Raw genomic sequence first — 19,276 nt, forward strand, 5'->3', positions numbered from 1 at the left:
CCGGCTCCCACACTGCTGCGTGGGAGCGGGCTTGCCCCGCGATCATTCCAATCGCGGAGCCGGCCTGTGAAAACCCTTGACCACCTGACCTTCGACAACCGCTTCGCCCAACTCGGCGATGCCTTCTCCACCCAGGTCCTGCCCGACCCGATCGCCGACCCGCGTCTTGTCGTTGCCAGCGATTCGGCAATGGCCCTGCTCGACCTCGATCCCGCCCAGGCCGAACTGCCGGTGTTCGCCGAGCTGTTCAGCGGCCACAAGCTCTGGGAGGAAGCCGACCCGCGGGCGATGGTCTACTCCGGCCACCAGTTCGGCTCCTACAACCCGCGCCTGGGCGATGGCCGCGGCCTGCTGTTGGGTGAGATCCTCAACGAGGCCGGCGAACACTGGGACCTGCACCTCAAGGGTGCCGGCCAGACGCCTTACTCACGCATGGGTGATGGCCGGGCCGTGCTGCGTTCGTCGATTCGCGAGTTCCTTGCCTCCGAGGCCCTGAGCGCGCTGGGCATCCCCAGCAGCCGGGCACTGTGCGTGATCGGCTCGAGCACCACGGTGTGGCGGGAAACCCGCGAAAGCGCCGCGATGCTGCTGCGCCTGGCCCAGAGCCATGTGCGCTTCGGCCATTTCGAGTACTTCTACTACACCAAGCAACCGGAACAACAGCGGGTACTGATCGACCATGTGCTGGAGCAGCACTACCCCGAGTGCCGCGACGCCGAGCTGCCCTACCTGGCCATGTTCCGCACCATCGTCGAGCGCAACGCCGAGCTGATCGCCCGCTGGCAGGCCTACGGCTTCTGTCACGGGGTGATGAATACCGACAACATGTCGATCCTCGGCATCACTTTCGACTTCGGCCCCTACGCCTTCCTCGACGACTTCGACGCCAACTTCATCTGCAACCACTCCGACGACCGCGGCCGCTACAGCTACGCCAACCAGGTGCCGATCGCCCACTGGAACCTCAGCGCCCTGGCCCAGGCCCTGACCACGGTGATCGAGGTCGAGCCGCTGAAGGAGACCCTGGCTCTGTTTCTGCCGCTGTACCAGGCCCACTACCTGGACCTGATGCGCCGCCGCCTGGGGCTGACCATCGCCGAAGACGACGACATGGCGCTGGTCGAGCGCCTGCTGCAACGCATGCAGAGCGGCGGCGTGGACTACACACTGTTCTTCCGCCGGCTGGGCGAGCAACCAGTGGCCGAGGCCCTGCAAGTGGTGCGCGAAGATTTCGTCGACCTGGCCGGTTTCGATGCCTGGGGTGCGGACTACCTGGCACGCTGCGAGCGTGAGCCGGGTAATGCCGAAGGTCGCCGTGAGCGGATGCATGCTGTCAATCCACTATACGTACTGCGCAATTACCTGGCGCAGAAGGCCATCGAAGCGGCAGAGGCCGGCGACTACAGTGAAGTGCGGCGGCTGCATCAGGTGCTGAGCAAACCTTTTGAAGAGCAGGATGGAATGCAGGCGTATGCCGAACGGCCGCCGGAGTGGGGCAAGCACCTGGAGATCAGCTGCTCGTCCTGAATGACGCCCTTTTATGAAGATGGCCCGCTCCCACAGTGCCCCCTCAAATGCCCATTGGAACTGAAAATGTCTGATCCACTGCTTATTCCCTGCCCCCACTGCAACGGCCTCAACCGCATCCCCGCCGAGCGCCTGGGCGACACCCCGAAATGCGGCCGCTGCAAACAGAACGTGCTGCTGAGCACCTCGTTCGAGCTGACCGAAGGCAACTATGCCGCCCAGATCAAAGGTGATCTGCCGCTGCTGCTGGATGTCTGGGCCGACTGGTGCGGCCCGTGCAAGAGCTTCGCCCCGGTGTTCGAGCAGGCCGCGCGCCAGCTGGCCGGGCGCTGCCGCCTGGCCAAGCTTGACAGCGAAGCCAATCGCAACCTGGCCGGCCAGTTGGGTATCCGCTCGATCCCCAGCCTGATCCTGTTCAGGAACGGCCGCGAAGTGACCCGCCAGGCCGGTGCGTTTCCACTCCAGTCGTTGCTGGAGTGGCTGCGCGGGCAAGGGGTCTAGTGTGGTGTTTCACAAATAACGACCATAACTCGCGGCGCTTTTTGCGCTCATGCGGCGTTGTCGCTCCTCGCCGTAGCTGGGCTACGACTCGTCGCGACGCCTTGCCTGAGCGCAAAAATCGCTCGCGATTTATTGGTCGTATTTGTCATCGAAAGACTCAAGCCACGCTTGCCATTCAACACTTCGGAAACGCGTCCACTCGGGCCGATGTATCGCTCAAGGTCACGTGCTGTAAGCCCCTGCTGATCCATGCAGAATTTGATGGCCTCAATAGGGTCTGCGGCTTGAATGGGATAGTGCTTGTTCTCATAGACCTCAATCAATGTAACAAGCACTTCCATTTCATCCGCCTCAGGCGTGCCGGGCTCGGCCTGGAAAATGACTTCTAACCGCTTGAATGCGGCCTGCAGGTCATCATCACTGCGGATAGGCTTAATATTCATTGATCGTCTCCACGTCGATCTCGTCATAACGCTTGTGCGTACCGACGAATTTGACCCAGGCAATGCCGGACCGGTACTGCATTTCCACTACGAGGCGGTCCTTGTTACCTCCGATGTTGAACACCACCCGATTGAGTACCGTCTAGGCGCTGCGCTCAAGCAGATCATGCAACTCGACGAACTGCTGGGTCAGCTTGTGCCGTGGCTCAAGGTGGATCAGCGGCAGGCTGGCATGGTGCGACTCACGCATCTTCACCGAACTGCCGAGGTAGACCGGCAGCACCGGCAGGCCCTCGGCCAGCAGCTCGTCAAGCATCTGCTGGGGCAGGCTGGCCCGTGACTGGAACTGGTTGACCACGATGCCCTCGACCATCAGCTCGTCGTTGTGGTCTTCCTTGAGCTCATCGATCTCGGCCAGCAGGCCATACAGGGCCTGTCGCGAGAAACTATCGCAATCGAAGGGGATCAGCACGCGATCGGCCGCGATCAATGCGGAAACCGCGTAAAAATTGAGTGCTGGAGGGGTATCGATATAGATCCGCTCGTAATCCTCGTCCAACTCATCGAGCAGTTTGCGCAGCTTGTTGATCTTGTGCTTGGCCTCGAGCTTGGGCTGCAGGTCGGCCAGCTCCGCAGTGGCAGTCACCACATGGAGGTTATCGAAGGGCGTTTCGTAGATATCGACCTTGTTCTTCTTGGCGAACGGCCCGCTGGACAGGGACTGCTTGAAGAACTCGGCGATGCCCATGGGGATGTCGTCGCCGGTCAGGCCGGTGAGGTACTGGGTCGAGTTGGCCTGGGCATCCAGGTCGATCAGCAAGGTCCGGTAGCCTTCATTGGCACTGACCGCCGCAAGATTGCAGGCAATGCTCGACTTGCCCACGCCACCTTTCTGATTGAACACCACGCGCCGCATGTCAGACCTCCGTGTATCAACGAATGCCCGAGTATGTGGCGACACCGCGCCATTGGCCAGCGTTGTTCGCTCAAGTTGACGGTAAGCCGCCCGACAACCTGCGAGTAACCGACTGTCGGAAACCGTGCAGGCATGGAAGCGGACACGACGCAGATGCGTGTGGATATTGTCCGATAGCCATCATGTGGATTGATACACGTCCCGTGCAACGGGATAATGCGCGCCACCTTCCCGTGCGCCTAGCCCGCACGGCGCGTGCTCCGAGTCATTCCCACGGACAGGAACTCCCTCAGGGCGGAACGTCACACTCATCATGATCACCTTCGACATCAGCCAATGGCGTGCCTGGGCCCCGGGCCTGACCGGCGCGGCCGACTGGCAGGCCTGGGCGGACGGCGCCGAACGCGCGCCCTGTGCCGAACAGGCGCCAGACGTGGCGTTTCTGCCGGCATTGCAGCGCCGCCGCCTGAGCCATATGGCGCGCATGGCCTTTGCCGTCGGCTGGCCCCTGGCCGACGGCCACGCCGACCTGCCGCTGGTGTTCGTTTCGCGGCACGGGGAAACCCCGCGCACCTTCTCGATCCTCAGTGAACTGGCCAGCCAGCAGCCCCTGTCGCCCACCCAGTTCAGCCTGTCGGTGCACAACGCGATGATCGGGCTGTGGTCGATCATGCGCGGGCAAACTTGCGAGATGACCGCGCTGGCTGCCTCCGGCGACGGCTTCGAGCAAGGCGCCGTGGAAGCTGCCGCGCTGCTGGCCGAAGGTGCGCCGGCGGTGCTGCTGATCATCACCGAAGAACAACCCCCGGCCGCTTACGCGCCCTGCATCAGCGACGTACCGTTTGCCTACGCCCTGGCCCTGCTGCTCACCCCCGGCCGGCAATGGCAGTTGTCCCTTGAGCCTGCACAAACGGCGCCAGCCCCCGAACTGCCCCATGCCCTGGCCTGGCTGCACGCCTCGCTCAACGGCCACAACACCTTTTCTCACACCTGGAGCCGTCGCACATGGAACTGGCGACGTCAGCCATGAACCGCCCCCGCGACGCCTACCTGTGGCGCCTGGCGGCCACCGCCCTGAGCTTCCTGCTGTTCGGCCTGGGCGGGCTGTGCCTGCGCCTGCTGGTATTTCCGCTGCTGGCCTGCCTGCCCGGCGCTGACGAGCAGCATCGCCAACGCGCCCGCCGCACCATTGGCTGGCTGTTCTGGCGGTTCATCCTGATCATGCGCAGCCTCGGTGTGCTCACCTTCGACATCAGCGGCGCCGAACGCCTGGGCGGGCGCGGGCAGATGATCATTGCCAACCACCCTTCATTGATCGACGTGGTGTTCCTGCTGGGGCTGGTGCGCGACGCCAACTGCGTGGTCAAGCACAGCCTGTTCGGCAACCCCTTCACCCGTGGGCCGGTGCGCGAGGCGCAGTACATCGGCAATGACGGCAGCCTGGACATGCTCGACAAGGCCGCTGCTTCGCTGCAACAGGGCCAGCCGCTGGTGATCTTCCCAGAAGGCACCCGCACCCCGCCCGGTCAGGCCCCGGCCTTCCATCGTGGCGCCGCCGCGATCGCCCTGCGCGGTGCGAAAATCATCACACCGGTGATCATCCAGGTCAGCCCCACCACCCTGACCAAGCACGAACCCTGGTACCGCATCCCCCGGCGACGCGTGCACTTCAGCCTGCGCGTTGGCGCCGATATCGACCCCCAGGCCTTCGCCAGCCTTGGCCCGGCGCCCCTGGCGTCGCGCAAACTCAATGATTACCTGCACCAGTACTACAACAAGGAGCTCGCCACCGATGAGCGATGCACAGCACGACCTGAACCGTGATATCAAGCAACTGATCATCGACGCCCTGGGCCTGGAAGACATCAGCGTGCAGGACATCGACGACGCGCAGACACTGTTCGGCGAAGGCCTGGGCCTGGACTCGGTGGACGCCCTCGAGCTGGGCCTGGCAATCCAGAAGCGCTACGGCATCAAGATCGACGCCGATGCCAAGGACACCCGCAGCCATTTCACCAACGTCGCCACCCTCGCGGCGTTCATCACCGCTCGCCAGGCCGCCTGAGACCGCACCATGCAAAACCGCGAAGACATCTTCAACACCCTCCGTGACGCCCTGGTCGAGCTGTTCGAGCTCGAGCCCGAGCGCATCAGCCTGGAATCACACCTGTACCAGGACCTGGAAATCGACAGCATCGATGCCATCGACCTGCTCGACCACATCAAGCGCAAGACCGGGAAGAAGATCAGCGCCGAGGACTTCAAGTCGGTACGCACCGTCAACGATGTGGTCGAAGCGGTTCATCGCCTGGTAAACAGCGCGGCATGAAACGCCTGGTCGGCCTCGGCCTGCTGCTGGCCGGCGTGCTGTATCCGTTTGCCGTGCACTACGGCCTGGGCCACTTCGCCCCGTGGCAGTTCGCCCTGCTGCTCGGCGGCCTGTGGCTGGCCCGCGCACTGAGCGCACCACAACGCCCCGGTGGCCTGTGGATGGCACTGGCGGCGCTGGGTTTCTGCGCGCTGCTGGTGCTGTCCGACAGCGCGCAACTGCTGCGCTGGTACCCGGTGCTGATCAGCAGCTTCATGCTCGGCCTGTTCGGCACCAGCCTGGTGCAGGGCGTGCCAGTGGCCGAACGCCTGGCGCGCCTGCGCGAACCCGACCTGCCAGCTGCGGCGGTGCGCTACACGCGCCGGGTGACCCAGGCCTGGTGCCTGTTCTTCCTGGTCAACGGCCTGATCGCCGCCGGCCTGACCCTGTGGGCGCCACTGGCCTGGTGGACCCTTTACAACGGCCTGATCGCCTATGCCGCGATGGGCCTGCTGTTCGCCGTTGAATGGCTGATACGTCAACGTGTGCGAGGACACTCATGAACTGGATCAACCTCGAACACCTGTTGCGCCCGCTGGCCACGCCACGCCCGGTGACCGAGGCGCCGGCCCTGGACCACGCCGCGCTGTGCCAGCAAGCCCTGCGCCTGGCCGGCGGCCTGCAAGCCCGGGGCGTGCGACGCCTGGCGGTGCATGTGGACGACGCCGCGACGCTGGCCATCGCCCTGCTCGGCGCCTGGCGCGCCGGGGCCGAGGTACTGCTGAGCGCCGACCTGCAACCGCAGACCCGCACCCGCTGGCAGGCCCAGGTCGACCTGTGGCTCAGCGACCAGCCTGGCGACCCACAGCTCGACGATCTGCTGGACGAGCCACTGGCCAGTGCCGACCTCGACCCGGACCAGTGCCGCATCAGCCTGTGCACCTCAGGCTCCAGCGGCGAGCCCAAACGCATCGACAAATGCCTGCGCCAGCTGAGCAACGAAGTCATCGCCCTGGAGCAGCTGTGGGGTGCTTCGCTAGGTGATGCGCACATCCTCGGCAGCGTCGCCACCCAGCACATCTACGGCCTGCTGTTCCGCGTGCTGTGGCCGCTGTGCGCCGGGCGCGGCTTCGCACGCAAGGCCCAACCGTTCCCGGAAGACCTGCAACGCGCCAGCCGCGAACACCTGTCGTTCGCCTGGGTGGCCAGCCCGGCGCTGCTCAAGCGCATGGGCGACAACCTCGACTGGCCCGGGTTGAGCGCGGTGCGCCGGGTATTCTCCTCTGGCGGCGAACTGCCCGCCGCAGCCGCCGAACGCCTGCAACAGCGCCTCGGCCAGTGGCCAACGGAAATCCTCGGCAGCTCCGAGACCGGCGGCATCGCCTGGCGCCAGGGCGAAGCCCTGTGGCAGCCGTTCGCCGATGTAGTGCTCAGCCAGGACACCGACGGCGCCCTGCGCATCGCCTCGCCCTACCTGCCTGCCGGCCACGTCGAGCACAGCGCCGATGCCGCCGAGTTCGCCAGCGACGGGCGCTTCCGCCTGCTCGGCCGCCTCGACCGCACCGTCAAGCTGGAAGAAAAACGCATTTCCCTGCCCATGCTCGAACAGGCCCTGTGCACCCACGCCTGGGTCGCCGAGGCGCGCCTGGGGGTGATCGAAGAAGGCCGCGCCTTCCTCGGTGCCCTGTTGGTGCCAAGCGCCGAAGGCCTGCATGTGCTGCGTAACCAGGGCCGCCGCGCACTGGTGGAGGGCCTGCGTGCGCACCTGGCCGGACACTGCGAGACCATCGCCCTGCCCCGGCGCTGGCGCCTGGTGCGCCAGCTGCCGTGCAACGCCCAGGGCAAGCTGCCCCAGGCCGAGGTCACGGCCCTGCTGCTGGCAGCCCGCAGCCAGGCGCCCGAGGTCGTGGAACAGGCCCGCGAAGACCACCAGCTGCAACTGCGCCTGGCCGTGCCGCTGGACCTGCCCTGCTTCACCGGCCATTTCCCGCAGACCCCGGTACTGCCCGGCGTGGTCCAGGTCGACTGGGCCATCGCCCTCGCTGCGCCGCTGCTGGCCGCCAACCTGCGCTTCGCCGGTATGGAAGTGCTCAAGTTCCAGCAACTGGTACGCCCCGGCGACATGCTGCAGTTGGACCTGCGCTTCGAGGCGGCACGCGGCAAGCTGTACTTCAGCTACACCCGCGCCGGCCAACCCTGCGCCAGCGGCCGCATCCTGCTGGAGGCCGCCTGTGCATAAACCCTGCGCGGTGATCCCGGTGTACAACCACGAACAGGCCGTGCCCAAGGTGGTCGACGACCTGCTGCGCGCCGGCCTGCCTTGCGTGCTGGTGGATGACGCCAGCCATGCGCCGTGCGCCGAGGTGCTGCGCCAGCTGGCCGAGCGCGCGGATGTGCACCTGGTGCACCTGGCGGTCAACCAGGGCAAGGGGGGCGCGGTGATGGCCGGCCTGCGCGAGGCCGCGCGGCTGGGCTTCAGCCACGCCCTGCAGGTGGACGCCGACGGCCAGCACGACCTGGCTGATGTCGGCCACTTCCTGGCCCAGTCGCAGGTTTATCCACAGGCGCTGGTGTGCGGTTATCCACAGTACGATACCAGTGTGCCCAAAGGTCGCCTGTACGCCCGCTACCTCACTCATGTGTGGGTGTGGATCAACAGCCTGTCGCTGGCCATTCCCGACTCGATGTGCGGCTTTCGTGTCTACCCGCTGCCGCCGACCCTGGCGCTGATCGACAGCGTCAAGCTGGGCAAGCGCATGGATTTCGACCCCGAGATCCTGGTGCGCCTGGCCTGGCGCAACCAGCCGATGCGCTGGCTGCCGACCCGGGTGCACTACCCACAGGACGGCCTGTCGCACTTTCGCCTGGTGCATGACAACGCGCTGATCTCGAAGATGCACGCCAAGCTGTTCTTCGGCATGCTCCTGCGCAGCCCGCTGATCCTCTGGCGCCGGTGGCGCCGATGAGCGAGCAGCACTGGGCCGCGCAACGCGAGCGCGGCAGCTTCCGGTTGATGCAGTTGACCGCGCTGCTGGCGCGCCTGCTCGGGCGCCGCCTGCTCAGCCCGCTGATCCATGTGATCGTCGCCTACTTCTTCCTGTTCGGCCGCCGCGCCCGGCGCAGCGCCTGGCAGTACCAACAGCGTCTGCACCAGTGGAGCGCCGGGCAGACGCCAGCGCCCAGTCAGTGGCAGGTGTTCCGCCAGTTCATGGCCTTCGCCGACGCCCTGCTGGACAAACTCGACGTGTGGAACGGCCGCCTGCGCCTTGAAGACATCGATATCGTCGACCCGGCCGGACTGCGCGGGCAGCTGCGCGGCGAGCGCGGGCAATTGCTGGTGGGCGCCCACCTGGGCAACCTGGAAGTGTGCCGGGCGCTGGCCGAGCTGGGCGAGCAGGTGACCATGAACGTGCTGGTACACACCCGCCATGCCGAACAGTTCAACCGCCTGCTGGGCGAGGCCGGCGCTACCCACCTGCGACTGATCCAGGTCAGCGAGCTGGACCCGGCGATCATGCTGCAGCTCTCCCAGCGCCTGGAGCGCGGCGAGTGGCTGGCGATCGCCGGCGACCGCGTGCCGCTGCATGGCGCGCGCACCGCCACCGTGGACTTTCTCGGCCAGCCGGCCGCCTTCCCGCAAGGCCCGTGGCTGCTGGCCGGCCTGCTCGGCTGCCCGGTCAACCTGCTGTTCTGCCTCAAGCTCAACGGCCGCTACCGGATCACCCTGGAGCCCTTCGCCGAACAGCTGCAATGGCGGCGCGCCGAGCGTGACCAGGTGATCCAGCAATGGACAGCACGCTACGCCGAGCGCCTGGCCCATTACTGCCGCCAGGCACCGCTGCAGTGGTTCAATTTCTACCCCTTCTGGAAGAGCGATGACGATGCAACCCCATGAGCCTGTCACCTTCGGCGAAGCGCCGCTGGCCATCGAGGACGTGCTGGCAGTGGCCGAGCGCCGTGCCGCTACCCGCCTGCAGGATGACGCCGAGTACCGCGAGCGCATCACTCGAGGCGCGCGTTTTCTCGACACCCTGCTCGACCAGGAAGGGGTGATCTACGGGGTCACCACCGGTTACGGCGACTCCTGCGTGGTGGCCGTGCCGCTGGAGCATGTCGAAAGCCTGCCGCGCCACCTGTACACCTTCCATGGCTGCGGCCTGGGCCGCCTGCTCGATGCCCCGGCCACCCGCGCAGTGCTGGCTGCGCGCCTGCGCTCGCTGAGCCACGGCGTGTCCGGGGTGCGCATGGAGTTGCTGGAACGCCTGCAACTGTTCCTCGAACACGACATCCTGCCGCTGATCCCCGAAGAGGGCTCGGTGGGCGCCAGCGGTGACCTGACCCCACTGTCCTACGTGGCCGCCACCCTGTCCGGCGAGCGCGAGGTGCTGTACCGAGGCGAGCGCCGCAGCAGTGCCGAGGTACACCAAGAACTGGGCTGGCAACCCCTGGTGCTGCGTCCCAAGGAAGCCCTGGCGCTGATGAACGGCACCGCGGTGATGACCGGCCTGGCCTGCCTGGCCTTCGCCCGCGCCGACTACCTGCTGCAACTGGCCACGCGCATCACCGCGCTCAACGTGATCGCCCTACAGGGCAACCCCGAGCACTTCGACGAGCGCCTGTTCGCCACCAAGCCGCACCCGGGCCAGACCCAGGTGGCCGCCTGGCTGCGCCAGGACCTGGCCATCGACGCGCCGCTGCCGTCGCTGCACCGCCTGCAGGACCGCTACTCGCTGCGCTGCGCGCCCCATGTGCTCGGCGTGCTGGCCGACAGCCTGGGCTGGCTGCGCGGTTTTATCGAAACCGAACTGAACAGCGCCAACGACAACCCGATCATCGACGGCGACGCCGAGCGCGTGCTGCACGGCGGGCACTTTTACGGCGGGCATATCGCCTTCGCCATGGACAGCCTGAAAACCCTGGTGGCCAACGTCGCCGACCTGCTCGACCGGCAACTCGCGCTGCTGGTGGACGTACGCTACAACCACGGCCTGCCGAGCAACCTGTCCGGCGCCGAGGCCGAACGGGCCATGCTCAACCACGGCTTCAAGGCCGTGCAGATCGGCGCCAGCGCCTGGACCGCCGAAGCGCTCAAGCAGACCATGCCGGCCAGCGTGTTCTCGCGCTCCACCGAATGCCACAACCAGGACAAGGTAAGCATGGGCACCATTGCCGCGCGCGATGCCCTGCGGGTGCTGGAACTGACCGAACAGGTCGCCGCCGCCACCTTGCTGGCGGCCAACCAGGGCGTCTGGCTACGCGCCCGCCAGGCCGACGCCCGGCCATTGCCGCCCGCGCTCGAACAGATGCACCAGGCGCTGCTGGCCGACTTCGCCCCGGTCATTGAGGACCGCGCCCTGGAACACGACCTGAGCCTGTGCCTGACCCGTATCGGCCAGCGCCACTGGAGGCTGCATGCGTAACCCCGGGGTGTTTCACGTCGACAGCGAAATCGTCGTGCCGTTCTTCGACGTGGACAGCATGTACATCGTCTGGCACGGGCATTACGTCAAGTACCTGGAAATCGCCCGCTGCGCCCTGCTCGAACGCCTGCAGCACGACTACCGGGACATGCAAGCCTCCGGCTACCACTGGCCGGTGATCGATCTGCAACTGCGCTACATCCGCGGTGCCACCTTCGGCCAGCGGCTGACCGTGCGCGCCAGCCTGGTGGAGTGGGAGAACCGTTTGAAGATCCATTACCTGATCAGCGATGCCGAAACCGGCGAGCGTATGACCCGCGCCAGCACCGTGCAGGTGGCGGTGCATATCGACAGCGGCGAGATGCAACTGGCCTCGCCGCAGGTGATGCTCGATGCGGTCGCGAAGGTGCTAGCATGAGTCGCTTCCTCGTCGCGCTCGGCCTGCTACTCGTCTGTCCTCTTACCCTGGCCTTCACCCTCGACGACCTGCAAAAGCAGCTCAGCCAGCCCGCCGTGGTCAAGGGCCCGTTCATCCAGGAAAAACACCTGCGCGCCCTGCCCCAGCCGCTGCTGAGCAAGGGCCGCTTCGTCCTCGCCCGTGACCACGGCCTGCTGTGGCTGCTGGACACCCCGCTGCGCCAGGACTACCGCATCGACGCCCAAGGCATCGCCCGGCGCGCCCCCAACGGCTGGCAAACCCTGCCCAGTCGCAGCGCCGGCGCCGAGCAGAACCGCCTGTTCTTCGCCGTGCTGCAGGGCGACAGCAGCGGTCTGCAACGCGACTTCGAACTGGCCCTGTCCGGTGATGCCGGGCATTGGCAGCTGCGTCTGACGCCACGCTCGCTGCTGCTCAAGCAGGTGTTCACGCGCATCGACATCGCAGGCAGCCAGTACGTGGAGCGCATCGAACTGAGCGAGACCCAGGGTGACAGCACCGTGCTGCGCATGCCCGCCAGCACCGCGGCAGCGGCCCTGAGCGACACGGAGCGCAGCGATTTTGCCAACTGAACGCCTGCTGCCGCGCCTGTTCCTCGGGCTGCTGCTGGTGATGCTGGCCATCGCCGGCTGGCAGTGGCACCGCGGTGCACCGCTGTCGGCCGACCTGATGACCCTGGTGCCCGGCGCCACCCAGGACCCGCAGGTCTTGCGGGCCGAACAGCGCATGCAAGAGCCGCTCAACCGCGAAATGCTGGTGCTGGTCGGCCACCCCGAGCGTGAACAGGCCCTGGCCCTGGCCGAGGGCCTGGCCACGCAGTGGCAAGGCAGCGGCCTGTTTGAAAAGGTGCAATGGAGCCTGCAGACCGATCTGTCGACGTTGCGCGCGCAACTGCTGCAAGGCCGCCTGGCCCTGCTCGCGGCGAACGATCGCGAGCAGTTGAGCACGCAGCCCCAAGCCTTCATCGAGCAGCGCGTACAAAACCTGTTCGACCCCTTCGCCGGCTTCAGCCTGGTGCCCAGCCAGGACGACTGGCTGGGCCTGACCGGGCGCATTCAGAACAGCCAGCCGATGCCGGTCAATGTGCAGCTCGACACCGCCAGCGGCGCACTGGTCGCCGAGGCTGACGGCCAGCAGTGGGTGCTGCTGCGGGCACGCACCCAGGGCAACGCCTTCGACATGCACCTGCCGTTGCAGGTGGCCGAACTGCTCGCCGCCAGCCGCCTCGACGCCGAGCAGCACGGCGCCCGGCTACTGGCGGCCAGCGGCCTGCTGTATGCCGCCGCCGGCCAGCAGCAGGCCAGCCGCGAGATCACCTGGGTTGGCGGGGGCGCCACACTGGGCATCCTGCTTTTGTTGCTGCTGACCTTCCGCCGCTGGCGTGTGCTGCTGGCTTTCGTGCCGGTGCTGGTGGGCATGCTGTTCGGCGCGGTGGTGTGCGTGGCGCTGTTCGGGCAGATGCACGTGATGACCCTGGTGCTGGGTTCGAGCCTGATCGGCGTGGCGGTGGACTACCCGCTGCACTACCTGTCCAAGAGCTGGAGCCTCAAGCCCTGGCACAGCTGGCCGGCCTTGCGCCTGACCCTGCCGGGGCTGAGCCTGAGCCTGGCGACCAGCGCCATCGGCTACCTGGCCCTGGCCTTCACGCCGTTCCCGGCGCTGACCCAGATCGCCGCGTTTTCCGCCGCCGGGCTGCTTGGGGCTTACCTGAGCGCGGTATGCCTGCTGCCGGCGCTGCTCGCGGGCGTCGAGCTGCGCCCGGCGCAGTGGCCGCTGCGCATCGCACAAACCCTGACCACGCTGCGTGAACGCCTGCTGGCCAGGGTCCCCAGCGCGGTGCTGCTGATCCTGGTGCTGCTCTTCTGCGCCGCCGGTCTGTGGCGCCTGGAGACTCGCAACGATATTCGCCAGTGGATCGGCAGCCCGCCGCAGTTGATGCAAGAGGCCCAGGCGGTGGCGCGGATCACCGGTTACCAACCCACCAGCCAGTTCTACCTGGTGCGCGGCAACGACCGGCAGCAACTGCTCGAGCGCCTGCAGGCGCTGTCCGGCAAGCTGGGCGAACTGGTCGAGCTGGGCAAGCTCAAGGGCTACATGAGCCTCAGCCAGCTGGTCGCCAGCCCTGCTGAACAGGTACATCTGCAACAAACCCTCGCCCGGTTGCCGGCGCACTGGCAGCCCTTGGTCGCCCTTGGCGTACCCGTAACTGCCCTGGATAACGAACTCAAGCACCTGCAACAGCTGCCGCCGCAAAGCATCGACGAAGTGCTGGCCGGCCCGCTGGGCGAAGCGTGGCGGCCGTTGTGGCTGGGCCAGGACGGCGACAGCGTGGCCGCCATCGTCAGCCTGCAAGGCCTGGGCGACACCGCTTTGCTGCGCCTGCAGACGGATGACCTGCCCGGCGTGCAACTGGTCGACCGCCTCGGCGAGCTGAACCAGCTGTTCGCCGCCACCCAGCTCAGCGCCGCCGAACTCAAGCTCTTGTCGTGCCTGCTGATCGTGGTGCTGCTGGTGCTGCCGTTCGGCCTGCGCGGCGCCCTGCGCATCGTCGCCCTGCCGCTGCTGGCGGCACTGTGCAGCCTGGCCAGCCTCGGCTGGCTGGGCCAGCCGCTGACCTTGTTCAGCCTGTTCGGTCTGCTGCTGGTGACCGCCATCAGCGTCGACTACGCGATCCTCATGCACGAGCGCATCGGCGGCGCCGCCGTGAGCCTGCTGGGCACCCTGCTGGCGGCGGTGACCACCTGGCTGTCATTCGGCCTGCTGGCGTTGTCGAGCACCCCGGCGGTCAGCAACTTCGGCCTGGCGGTGAGCCTGGGCCTGGCTTTCAGTTTCCTGCTGGCCCCTTGGGCCGCCACCCGCGAAGGAGCGCATCCACCGCCATGAACAGCAGCACGCCCAAGGCTTTTTTCAGCGACACCTATGTCGAGGAAACCCGTTTCGGTTTCTGGTTCCTGCGCAGCCACACCTGGCAGCACCATGTGCTGCGGGTGGCGATCAACGACCTGCGTCGGCTGTTCGACGGCGACCCGCCCGAAGCCCCGGTACTGCTGGATGTCGGCTGTGGCCAGGGCAAGTCGTTCCGCCACCTGCACCAGGTGTTCGCCCCTTCGCGCCTGCTGGGCACCGACGCCGACCCACACAGCCTGGCGCTCAGCGCCGCCGAGGCCGAGCGCCTTGGCATCAGCGTGGAACTGCACGGCAGCGACTGCGCCGCGCTGCCTTACGCCGACGCCAGCGTCGATATCCTGTTCTGCCACCAGACCTTCCACCACCTGGTGGAGCAGCAAAAAGCCCTGGCCGAATTCCACCGGGTGCTCAAGCCGGGCGGCTACCTGCTGTTTGCCGAGTCCACCGAGGCGTATATCGATACCTGGGTGATCCGCTGGCTGTTCCGCCACCCGATGCACGTGCAGAAGAGCGCCGAGGGCTACCTGCAGATGCTCGGCGCCCAAGGCTTCGCGTTCAGCGCGCAGAATGTCTCGTACCCGTACCTGTGGTGGAGCCGCGCCAAGGACTTCGGCCTGCTCGAACGCTTCGGGTTGCGCAAACCACCACCCATCGGCCAACGCGAAGAGACCTTGCTCAACGTGGTGGCGCGCAAACCGCTGGAGACGCCATGAAAGCCCTGCTGGCCATGCTCTGCTGCCTGCTGCTCGGCGCCTGCGCCGCAAGGCCGCCCCTGCCTGAGCAAACGCCCGCGCTGGAGCTGCCACGCCAGCTGCACGTCGAACGGGAACAGGCCGGGCAACGGCAGGACTGGCTGCTGGTGATCCAGCGCGAAGACACCCGCCTGCGCTGGTCGCTGCTCGATCTGCTGGGCATCCCCCAGGCCCGCCAGCTACTCGACGGCCAGCAATGGCAGGCCGACGGGCTGCTGCCGCCGAACCCGGCGGCGCGCGAACTGTTCGCCGCCGTGTTGTTCGCCCTGACCCCGGCGCAGCAACTGCCACAGGCCTACCCGCAAGCCCGTCAGCAAAATGACCGGCGCTGGCTCGGCGAGCGCTGGCAGGTGCGCTACCAGGGCGCCGATACCTTCACCTTGAACCTGGGCCAAGGGCTGCGTTATCACGTAAGCCCCTTGCCCGACGAGAACACCCCATGAGCGCCTACCTCAATGCCCTGGGCCTGGTCTGTGCCCTCGGCCACGGCCAGGCCGACGTCGCCCGCCGGCTGTTTGCCGGCGACTGTTCGGGCATGCTGCCGCAGGCGGGCTGGGTGCACGAGCGCAGCCTGCCGGTGGGCGCCGTGACCATCCCGCTGCCCGAGCTGCCACTGCCGGAGCACCACAGCCGCAACAACCAGCTGCTGTACAGCGCCGCGCTGCAGATCGAGCCGGCGATCCGCGAGGCGATCGCACGCCACGGCGCCCATCGGGTCGGTGTGGTGCTGGGCACCAGCACCTCGGGAATCGCCGAGGCCAGCGACGGCATCGCCCACTACCTGCGCGAGCAGCGCTTCCCCAAGAGCTACCAGTACGCCCAGCAAGAGCTCAGTGCCCCAGTCAACTTCCTCGCCGACTGGCTGCAACTGAGCGGCCCGGCCTATGTGATATCCACCGCCTGCACCTCCAGCGCCCGGGCGCTGATGAGCGCTCGCCGCCTGCTCGACCTGGGGCTGTGCGACGCCGTGCTGTGCGGCGGCGTGGACAGCCTGTGCGGCCTGACCCTCAATGGCTTCAGCGCTCTGGAGGCCGTCAGCGACGCGCGCTGCAACCCGTTTTCGCGCAACCGCGCCGGCATCAATATCGGTGAAGGCGCGGCCGTGTTACTGATGACCCGCGAGGCCAACCCACAAGGCCCGCGCATCGCTCTCCTGGGCGCTGGCGCCAGCTCCGACGCCCACCATATCTCGGCACCGGAGCCCACCGGCAAAGGCGCCTTGCAGGCCATGGGCAAAGCCTTGGACAATGCCAGCCTTGCGCCCGCGCAGATCAGCTACCTGAACCTGCACGGCACCGCCACCGTGCACAACGACGCCATGGAAGCCCTGGCCGTGCACAGCCTGTTCGGTGCCGGCCTGCCCTGCTCGTCGAGCAAGCCGCTGACCGGCCACACCCTGGGTGCCGCCGGCGCGCTGGAAGCGGCGTTCTGCTGGCTGGCCCTGAGCGGGCACAACCCGCAGGGCCTGCTGCCGCCACATGCCTGGGACGGCCAGCAGGACCCGGCATTGCCGGCCCTGGCGTTGGTCGATGGCAGCCAGCGACTTGCGCTGGAGCGCCCGCGTTACCTGATGAGCAACTCGTTCGCCTTTGGCGGCAACAATGTCAGCCTGATTCTCGGAGACACCCCATGATCCCCTGGCCCTTGGCCGAGCTGCTGCCCCATGCCGGTGACATGATCCTCATCGAGCAGATCGACAGTTGCGACGACGAGCAGATCCACACCCGCACCACGGTGCGCCCAGGCGGCCTGTTCAACCGCACCGACGGCAGCCTGCCGGCCTGGCTGGGCCTGGAGCTTATGGCCCAGAGCGTGGCCGCCTTCGCCGGCTGTCGTGCCCGCCGCCAGGGCCTGCCGGTTGAGCTGGGCTTTCTGCTGGGCACGCGCAAGTTCGAATGCGCTGTCGAGCACTTTCCCGCCGGCGCCGAACTGCTGATCCACGCGCAACGCTCGCTGGAAGACGACAACGGCATGGGCGTATTCGAATGCCACCTGCGCGGCCCCGGCATCCATGCCACGGCCCGCCTGAATGTGTACCGCCCGCCACAGCCCGACCGCTACCTGGCCGAAGCCGGCCCCGAGGAACCACAGCATGACTGACAGCATTCTCGTTACCGGCTCCAGCCGTGGCATCGGCCGCGCCGTTGCCCTGCGCCTGGCGCGGGCCGGCTTCGACCTGGTGCTGCACTGCCGCAGTGGCCGGGCCGAAGCCGATGCCGTGGCGGATGAAGTACGCGCGCTTGGCCAACAGGCCCGGGTGCTGCAGTTCGACGTGGCCGACCGCACTCGCTGCAAGGCGGTGCTGGAAGCCGATGTCGAAGCCCACGGCGCTTATTACGGCGTGGTGTGCAATGCCGGGCTGACCCGCGACGGCGCCTTCCCGGCACTGACCGACGATGACTGGGACCAGGTGATGCGCACCAACCTCGACGGTTTCTACAACGTCCTGCACCCGCTGACGATGCCGATGATCCGTCGCCGCGCGCCGGGGCGTATCGTCTGCATTACCTCGGTGTCGGGGCTGATCGGCAACCGCGGCCAGGTCAACTACAGCGCTTCCAAGGCCGGCCTGATCGGTGCCGCCAAGGCCCTGGCGATCGAGCTGGGCAAGCGCCGCATCACGGTCAACTGCGTGGCCCCCGGGCTGATCGACACGGCCATGCTCGACGACAACGTGCCGGTCGATGAACTGCTCAAGATGATCCCGGCCGGGCGCATGGGTACCCCGGAAGAAGTAGCCGGCGCGGTGAATTTCCTGATGTCGCCCGAGGCGGCCTATATCACTCGCCAGGTGTTGGCGGTCAACGGAGGGCTGTGCTGATGCGCCGCGTCGTGGTCACCGGCATGGCCGGCATTACCGCCCTGGGCAACGACTGGGCGAGCATCGCCGCACAGTTCGCCGCCGGGCGCAGCGGCATCCGGCGCATGGACGAATGGGACCGCTACAGCGAACTCAACACCCGCCTGGCCGGCCCCATCGATGATTTCCAGGTGCCCGCGCACTGGACCCGCAAGCAACTGCGCAGCATGGGCCGGGTATCGCGCCTGGCGGTGGCCGCCGCCGAGCGGGCGCTGGCCGATGCCGGTCTGCTCGACGACCCGAGCATCCGCGACGGGCGCATGGGCGTGGCCTGCGGTTCGTCCACCGGTAGTACCGACGAGATCAAGACCTTCGGCAACATGCTGCTCAACTCCACCTCGGACGGCCTCAACGCCAACTCCTACGTGCGCATGATGCCGCACACCACGGCGGCCAATATCAGCATCTACTTCGGCCTGACCGGGCGCCTGATCCCCACCTCCAGCGCCTGCACCAGCGGCAGCCAGGGCGTCGGCTATGCCTATGAAGCGATCAAGTTCGGGCGCCTGCCGCTGATGCTTGCCGGCGGCGCCGAAGAGCTGTGCCCCACCGAGGCCATGGTGTTCGACGCGCTTTATGCCACCAGCCTGAAGAACGACACCCCGCACCTGAGCCCACGCCCCTACGACCTCGGCCGCGATGGCCTGGTGATTGGCGAGGGCGGCGGCATGCTGGTGCTCGAAGAGCTGGAGCACGCCCTGGCCCGTGGCGCACGGATCTACGCCGAGGTGGTGGGCTTTGGCAGCAATGCCGACGGCCAGCACATTACCCGGCCCGAGCAGGCGACCATGCGCCGGGCCATGGAACTGGCGCTGGAAGACGCGGGCCTGGCGCCCGAGGCCATCGGTTATGTGAATGGCCATGGCACCGCCACCGAGCAGGGCGATATCGCCGAGACCCGGGCCACCAGCAGCCTGTTCGGGCCGCGCATGCCGATCAGCTCGCAGAAGAGCTACCTGGGCCATACCCTGGGTGCCTGCGGCGCCCTGGAATCCTGGTTCAGCATCGAGATGATGAACCGCGAGCAGTACGCGCCCACGCTCAACCTCGACAACATCGACCCGCAATGCGGCGAGCTCGATTACCTGCAAGGCGCCTTCCGCGCCATGAGTCACGAATACGTGATGAACAACAACTTCGCCTTCGGCGGCGTCAACACCTCGTTGATCTTCCGCCGCTGGCCTTGATACCCCAAATGTACGGAGT

22 protein-coding genes and 1 pseudogene are annotated in these 19,276 nt (G+C 67.0%); 20 read left to right on the forward strand and 3 right to left on the reverse strand.

Annotated features, from left to right (window positions below; genetic code table 11):
* The first annotated feature begins 66 nt into the window (after nucleotides 1-66).
* Nucleotides 67-1,527: a protein adenylyltransferase SelO gene (gene selO / locus ABZO33_RS00860; RefSeq protein WP_414534483.1), complete on the forward strand. Its 1,461-nt coding sequence runs from the start codon at nucleotides 67-69 to the stop codon at nucleotides 1,525-1,527.
* Between the two features lie 66 nt (nucleotides 1,528-1,593).
* Entirely contained in the window at nucleotides 1,594-2,028 is a 435-nt protein-coding gene (gene trxC, locus ABZO33_RS00865; RefSeq protein ID WP_414534484.1) for a thioredoxin TrxC, read from the forward strand.
* A gap of 47 nt (nucleotides 2,029-2,075) precedes the next feature.
* Here trxC and ABZO33_RS00870 read toward each other — a convergent pair whose 3' ends face one another.
* The 3 genes and pseudogenes from ABZO33_RS00870 to ABZO33_RS00880 form a co-directional block, all read right to left on the reverse strand.
* A complete protein-coding gene (locus tag ABZO33_RS00870; RefSeq protein ID WP_414534485.1) occupies nucleotides 2,076-2,471 on the reverse strand; it encodes a helix-turn-helix domain-containing protein in 396 nt (131 codons plus the stop codon).
* Nucleotides 2,461-2,604, reverse strand: a pseudogene (locus tag ABZO33_RS00875) (type II toxin-antitoxin system HigB family toxin); the annotation flags it as partial. The gene ABZO33_RS00870 and the pseudogene ABZO33_RS00875, both read right to left, overlap by 11 nt.
* Before the next feature lie 9 nt (nucleotides 2,605-2,613).
* Nucleotides 2,614-3,387, reverse strand: coding sequence for a ParA family protein (locus ABZO33_RS00880; protein ID WP_414534486.1), 774 nt, complete (start codon nucleotides 3,385-3,387; stop codon nucleotides 2,614-2,616).
* 313 nt (nucleotides 3,388-3,700) lie between these two features.
* On the opposite strand from ABZO33_RS00880, the gene ABZO33_RS00885 reads away from it, so the two are divergent.
* From ABZO33_RS00885 to ABZO33_RS00970, 18 genes are read left to right on the forward strand one after another with little or no spacing between them, the layout of a single operon-like run.
* Nucleotides 3,701-4,417 (forward strand): beta-ketoacyl synthase chain length factor, encoded by a 717-nt coding sequence (locus tag ABZO33_RS00885; protein WP_414534487.1) that lies wholly within the window; start codon nucleotides 3,701-3,703, stop codon nucleotides 4,415-4,417.
* Nucleotides 4,393-5,211 carry a lysophospholipid acyltransferase family protein gene (locus ABZO33_RS00890; RefSeq protein WP_414534488.1) on the forward strand — a complete coding sequence of 273 codons (819 nt, stop codon included), beginning with the start codon at nucleotides 4,393-4,395 and terminating at the stop codon, nucleotides 5,209-5,211. Before ABZO33_RS00885 ends, ABZO33_RS00890 begins: the two co-directional genes overlap by 25 nt.
* Nucleotides 5,180-5,452 carry a phosphopantetheine-binding protein gene (locus ABZO33_RS00895; protein ID WP_023632703.1) on the forward strand — a complete coding sequence of 91 codons (273 nt, stop codon included), beginning with the start codon at nucleotides 5,180-5,182 and terminating at the stop codon, nucleotides 5,450-5,452. Before ABZO33_RS00890 ends, ABZO33_RS00895 begins: the two co-directional genes overlap by 32 nt.
* A 9-nt stretch (nucleotides 5,453-5,461) precedes the next feature.
* Nucleotides 5,462-5,716 carry an acyl carrier protein gene (locus ABZO33_RS00900; protein ID WP_023632702.1) on the forward strand — a complete coding sequence of 85 codons (255 nt, stop codon included), beginning with the start codon at nucleotides 5,462-5,464 and terminating at the stop codon, nucleotides 5,714-5,716.
* The gene (locus ABZO33_RS00905) at nucleotides 5,713-6,258 is read left to right on the forward strand and encodes a hypothetical protein (protein ID WP_414534489.1); all 546 of its coding nucleotides are present in this window, start codon (nucleotides 5,713-5,715) and stop codon (nucleotides 6,256-6,258) included. The genes ABZO33_RS00900 and ABZO33_RS00905 overlap by 4 nt, the downstream gene beginning before the upstream one ends.
* Entirely contained in the window at nucleotides 6,255-7,934 is a 1,680-nt protein-coding gene (locus ABZO33_RS00910; protein WP_414534490.1) for an AMP-binding protein, read from the forward strand. The genes ABZO33_RS00905 and ABZO33_RS00910 overlap by 4 nt, the downstream gene beginning before the upstream one ends.
* Nucleotides 7,927-8,661: a glycosyltransferase family 2 protein gene (locus ABZO33_RS00915; protein ID WP_414534491.1), complete on the forward strand. Its 735-nt coding sequence runs from the start codon at nucleotides 7,927-7,929 to the stop codon at nucleotides 8,659-8,661. Before ABZO33_RS00910 ends, ABZO33_RS00915 begins: the two co-directional genes overlap by 8 nt.
* Nucleotides 8,658-9,590: a glycosyl transferase gene (locus ABZO33_RS00920; RefSeq protein WP_414534492.1), complete on the forward strand. Its 933-nt coding sequence runs from the start codon at nucleotides 8,658-8,660 to the stop codon at nucleotides 9,588-9,590. The genes ABZO33_RS00915 and ABZO33_RS00920 overlap by 4 nt, the downstream gene beginning before the upstream one ends.
* On the forward strand, nucleotides 9,571-11,115 hold the full coding sequence (locus ABZO33_RS00925) for an HAL/PAL/TAL family ammonia-lyase (protein ID WP_414534493.1): 1,545 nt from the start codon (nucleotides 9,571-9,573) through the stop codon (nucleotides 11,113-11,115). The genes ABZO33_RS00920 and ABZO33_RS00925 overlap by 20 nt, the downstream gene beginning before the upstream one ends.
* Entirely contained in the window at nucleotides 11,108-11,533 is a 426-nt protein-coding gene (locus ABZO33_RS00930) for an acyl-CoA thioesterase (protein WP_414534494.1), read from the forward strand. The genes ABZO33_RS00925 and ABZO33_RS00930 overlap by 8 nt, the downstream gene beginning before the upstream one ends.
* Nucleotides 11,530-12,123 carry an outer membrane lipoprotein carrier protein LolA gene (locus ABZO33_RS00935; RefSeq protein ID WP_414534495.1) on the forward strand — a complete coding sequence of 198 codons (594 nt, stop codon included), beginning with the start codon at nucleotides 11,530-11,532 and terminating at the stop codon, nucleotides 12,121-12,123. Before ABZO33_RS00930 ends, ABZO33_RS00935 begins: the two co-directional genes overlap by 4 nt.
* Entirely contained in the window at nucleotides 12,113-14,434 is a 2,322-nt protein-coding gene (locus tag ABZO33_RS00940; protein WP_414534496.1) for an MMPL family transporter, read from the forward strand. Before ABZO33_RS00935 ends, ABZO33_RS00940 begins: the two co-directional genes overlap by 11 nt.
* On the forward strand, nucleotides 14,431-15,171 hold the full coding sequence (locus ABZO33_RS00945; protein ID WP_414534497.1) for a class I SAM-dependent methyltransferase: 741 nt from the start codon (nucleotides 14,431-14,433) through the stop codon (nucleotides 15,169-15,171). The genes ABZO33_RS00940 and ABZO33_RS00945 overlap by 4 nt, the downstream gene beginning before the upstream one ends.
* Nucleotides 15,168-15,653 carry a hypothetical protein gene (locus ABZO33_RS00950; protein ID WP_414534498.1) on the forward strand — a complete coding sequence of 162 codons (486 nt, stop codon included), beginning with the start codon at nucleotides 15,168-15,170 and terminating at the stop codon, nucleotides 15,651-15,653. The genes ABZO33_RS00945 and ABZO33_RS00950 overlap by 4 nt, the downstream gene beginning before the upstream one ends.
* Nucleotides 15,650-16,843: a beta-ketoacyl-[acyl-carrier-protein] synthase family protein gene (locus ABZO33_RS00955; protein WP_414534499.1), complete on the forward strand. Its 1,194-nt coding sequence runs from the start codon at nucleotides 15,650-15,652 to the stop codon at nucleotides 16,841-16,843. Before ABZO33_RS00950 ends, ABZO33_RS00955 begins: the two co-directional genes overlap by 4 nt.
* Nucleotides 16,840-17,310, forward strand: coding sequence for a hotdog family protein (locus tag ABZO33_RS00960; protein ID WP_414534500.1), 471 nt, complete (start codon nucleotides 16,840-16,842; stop codon nucleotides 17,308-17,310). Before ABZO33_RS00955 ends, ABZO33_RS00960 begins: the two co-directional genes overlap by 4 nt.
* The gene (gene fabG, locus ABZO33_RS00965) at nucleotides 17,303-18,031 is read left to right on the forward strand and encodes a 3-oxoacyl-ACP reductase FabG (RefSeq protein ID WP_414534501.1); all 729 of its coding nucleotides are present in this window, start codon (nucleotides 17,303-17,305) and stop codon (nucleotides 18,029-18,031) included. Before ABZO33_RS00960 ends, fabG begins: the two co-directional genes overlap by 8 nt.
* Nucleotides 18,031-19,257 (forward strand): beta-ketoacyl-ACP synthase, encoded by a 1,227-nt coding sequence (locus tag ABZO33_RS00970; protein ID WP_414534502.1) that lies wholly within the window; start codon nucleotides 18,031-18,033, stop codon nucleotides 19,255-19,257. The genes fabG and ABZO33_RS00970 overlap by 1 nt, the downstream gene beginning before the upstream one ends.
* The last annotated feature ends 19 nt before the right edge of the window (nucleotides 19,258-19,276 follow it).

This window comes from Pseudomonas sp. CAM1A (genome assembly GCF_047501685.1).
Classification (GTDB): Bacteria; Pseudomonadota; Gammaproteobacteria; order Pseudomonadales; family Pseudomonadaceae; genus Aquipseudomonas.

Excerpts from the sequence above, each read along its gene's own strand:
- ABZO33_RS00900 (WP_023632702.1), top strand. The coding sequence starts at position 5,462 with ATGCAAAACCGCGAAGACATCTTCAACACCCTCCGTGACGCCCTGGTC.
- ABZO33_RS00955 (WP_414534499.1), top strand. The coding sequence starts at position 15,650 with ATGAGCGCCTACCTCAATGCCCTGGGCCTGGTCTGTGCCCTCGGCCAC.
- ABZO33_RS00945 (WP_414534497.1), top strand. The coding sequence starts at position 14,431 with ATGAACAGCAGCACGCCCAAGGCTTTTTTCAGCGACACCTATGTCGAG.
- ABZO33_RS00885 (WP_414534487.1), top strand. The coding sequence starts at position 3,701 with ATGATCACCTTCGACATCAGCCAATGGCGTGCCTGGGCCCCGGGCCTG.
- ABZO33_RS00910 (WP_414534490.1), top strand. The coding sequence starts at position 6,255 with ATGAACTGGATCAACCTCGAACACCTGTTGCGCCCGCTGGCCACGCCA.
- ABZO33_RS00890 (WP_414534488.1), top strand. The coding sequence starts at position 4,393 with ATGGAACTGGCGACGTCAGCCATGAACCGCCCCCGCGACGCCTACCTG.
- ABZO33_RS00950 (WP_414534498.1), top strand. The coding sequence starts at position 15,168 with ATGAAAGCCCTGCTGGCCATGCTCTGCTGCCTGCTGCTCGGCGCCTGC.
- ABZO33_RS00905 (WP_414534489.1), top strand. The coding sequence starts at position 5,713 with ATGAAACGCCTGGTCGGCCTCGGCCTGCTGCTGGCCGGCGTGCTGTAT.
- ABZO33_RS00880 (WP_414534486.1), bottom strand. The coding sequence starts at position 3,387 with ATGCGGCGCGTGGTGTTCAATCAGAAAGGTGGCGTGGGCAAGTCGAGC.
- ABZO33_RS00935 (WP_414534495.1), top strand. The coding sequence starts at position 11,530 with ATGAGTCGCTTCCTCGTCGCGCTCGGCCTGCTACTCGTCTGTCCTCTT.
- ABZO33_RS00970 (WP_414534502.1), top strand. The coding sequence starts at position 18,031 with ATGCGCCGCGTCGTGGTCACCGGCATGGCCGGCATTACCGCCCTGGGC.
- trxC (WP_414534484.1), top strand. The coding sequence starts at position 1,594 with ATGTCTGATCCACTGCTTATTCCCTGCCCCCACTGCAACGGCCTCAAC.
- ABZO33_RS00960 (WP_414534500.1), top strand. The coding sequence starts at position 16,840 with ATGATCCCCTGGCCCTTGGCCGAGCTGCTGCCCCATGCCGGTGACATG.
- ABZO33_RS00895 (WP_023632703.1), top strand. The coding sequence starts at position 5,180 with ATGAGCGATGCACAGCACGACCTGAACCGTGATATCAAGCAACTGATC.
- fabG (WP_414534501.1), top strand. The coding sequence starts at position 17,303 with ATGACTGACAGCATTCTCGTTACCGGCTCCAGCCGTGGCATCGGCCGC.
- ABZO33_RS00925 (WP_414534493.1), top strand. The coding sequence starts at position 9,571 with ATGACGATGCAACCCCATGAGCCTGTCACCTTCGGCGAAGCGCCGCTG.
- ABZO33_RS00870 (WP_414534485.1), bottom strand. The coding sequence starts at position 2,471 with ATGAATATTAAGCCTATCCGCAGTGATGATGACCTGCAGGCCGCATTC.
- ABZO33_RS00930 (WP_414534494.1), top strand. The coding sequence starts at position 11,108 with ATGCGTAACCCCGGGGTGTTTCACGTCGACAGCGAAATCGTCGTGCCG.
- ABZO33_RS00920 (WP_414534492.1), top strand. The coding sequence starts at position 8,658 with ATGAGCGAGCAGCACTGGGCCGCGCAACGCGAGCGCGGCAGCTTCCGG.